Origin of the sequence: Methylobacterium sp. WL103 (genome assembly GCF_008039885.1) — a bacterium.
In the GTDB taxonomy this organism is placed as follows: Bacteria; Pseudomonadota; Alphaproteobacteria; order Rhizobiales; family Beijerinckiaceae; genus Methylobacterium; species Methylobacterium cerastii.
This window is the reverse complement of record NZ_VRUX01000731.1, coordinates 1-1,849: the sequence shown is the minus strand read 5'-3', so window position 1 is coordinate 1,849 and position 1,849 is coordinate 1. Positions and strand designations below refer to the sequence as shown.

Genomic DNA, 1,849 nt, shown 5'->3' with positions numbered 1-1,849 from the left:
CCACGAACCTCGACGCGCTCCAGCCCTGCGGCGCGCGGGCCGCGCGCTACGAGGGCGCGAAGGGTTTTGACGTAGCGGTGACGCGGATCGGCCGCGCCAGCGTCGCCAACCCGCTGCGGCCGCTGACGCCCGAAATCAGCCAGGTGCTGCAGGTCGTGATCGCGGCCAAGCCCGCCACCGCCTACGGGCCGGACCTCGCCACCCTCCGCCGCGGCCCGGCCCCCGCCGCGCTCGAAACCCAGCTCGGCGCCCCGATCCGCTGGGAGGCCGCGCTGCCGGCCCTGCCCGATCCCCTGCCGATCGTCGCCGAGGACGGCACCCCCCTGGCCTCCCTCGCCTTCCGCACCTGCATCGACCCGCCGGCCGTCGCCGCGCCGCCTGTGGCTGCGCGCGGGACCAAGGGGAACGGCAAGAGGGACGCCAAAGGAAATCGCAAGGGCAACGCGACCGAGACCGCCCCGGCGGACGCCGCGGCGAACACGAACGAAGCCGGCAAAGAAGCGACGCCCGCGGCGGTGCGAAGGCCGGCGAAGCCCGCGCCGCGCAAGGATGCGGCCCCGAAGGCCCCACCCGGCTTCCACGTTCCCCAGGGTGCCATCGCCGAGTAGGCACCGGGCCTTTGGCGGATGTGCGAACACGGGTCCCACCAGCCCGATCGAAGGATGCGAACGACCATGGCGGAGATGACGGCACCGGCGGTGATCGCGGCGCTCGGGCTGCAACCGCACCCGGAGGGCGGGCACTACCGCGAGACCTTCCGCGATCCGCGCACGGTCGAGGGGCGCTCTGTCGGCAGCGCGATCTACTACCTGCTCGACGTCGGCGAGGTTTCGGCCTGGCATCGCGTCGACGCCGCCGAGATCTGGCACTGGCACGCGGGCGCGCCGCTGGTGCTCACGGTGAGCCCGAACGGCCACGACGCCGCCGCCCACCATCTCGGCCCCGACCTCCTCCGCGGGCAGCGGCCGCAGCTGGTCGTGCCGGAGGGCCACTGGCAGACGGCGACGAGCCTTGGCGCCTGGACGCTCGTCGGCTGCACGGTCTCCCCGGCCTTCGACTTTTCGGGTTTCGAGATGGCCCCAGCGGACTGGCGCCCGACGCCGCGGTGAGCTCGGGTGCGCTTCCTTCCCTCTCTGCGAGGGAAGGAAGCGCCGGCGGCTACCCCACCCCGCGTGAGGCCCGCAGCGCGATCAGAGCGCCGGCGACGATGAGCGCGCAGGCGATGCCGAGGACCGGGGTCGCGGCGGCGTAGCCCGAGGCGACGAGGATCAGCGTCGAGAGCACCGGCGCGGCGTAGGCCGCGACGCCGAGCAGGCGAATGTCGCCGCGCTTGCAGCCAATGTCCCACAGGTAGAACGCGGCCCCGACCGGCCCGAGGCCCAGGGCGACGACGGCGGCCCATTGCAGGGCGCCCTCCGGCCAAGTCGTCGTCTCCCACACGCGATGGCAGGCGAGGCTCAAGGCGGCGGTGGCGAGGCAGAAGCCTGCGACCGCATCCGTCGGCACCGTGCCGACCCGGCGCGACAGCACCGAGTAGCCCGCCCAGACGAAGGCGGCGGCGAGCGAGGCCGCGTAGCCGGGCAGCGCCGCATCGTCGAAGCGAAACGCGCCGCGGCCGAGGAACAGCACGACGACGCCCGCGAGCCCGAGGAGCGCGCCGACGAGGTGGCCGGGCCGCAGTCCGCCTGCCCCGGGGAGCCGCGCCGAGAACAGAACGATCAGCAGCGGCCAGAGGTAGTTGATCAGCCCGGCCTCGGCCGGCGGTGCCAGGCGCAGGGCGGCGAAGTACAGGGCGTGGTAGCCGAACAGCCCGCCGACCCCCAGCGCCCAGACCGGCCAGGGCTGGCGA

2 protein-coding genes and 1 pseudogene are annotated in these 1,849 nt (G+C 74.4%); 2 read left to right on the top strand and 1 reads right to left on the bottom strand.

Annotated features, from left to right (window positions below; translation table 11 throughout):
• Together FV222_RS24790 and FV222_RS24785 are read left to right on the top strand one after the other, a co-directional pair.
• Nucleotides 1-608 (top strand): annotated as a pseudogene (locus FV222_RS24790) (hypothetical protein); the annotation flags it as partial.
• A gap of 66 nt (nt 609-674) precedes the next feature.
• A complete protein-coding gene (locus tag FV222_RS24785) occupies nt 675-1,109 on the top strand; it encodes a cupin domain-containing protein (protein ID WP_147765385.1) in 435 nt (144 codons plus the stop codon).
• Between the two features lie 49 nt (nt 1,110-1,158).
• On the opposite strand, the gene FV222_RS24780 is transcribed toward FV222_RS24785, so the two are convergent.
• A partial coding sequence (locus tag FV222_RS24780; RefSeq protein WP_147815888.1) for an EamA family transporter occupies nt 1,159-1,849 on the bottom strand: 691 nt, incomplete at its 5' end.

Bases quoted from the DNA above. Each gene is read 5' to 3' on its own strand.
- FV222_RS24785 (WP_147765385.1), top strand. From the start codon at position 675: ATGGCGGAGATGACGGCACCGGCGGTGATCGCGGCGCTCGGGCTGCAA.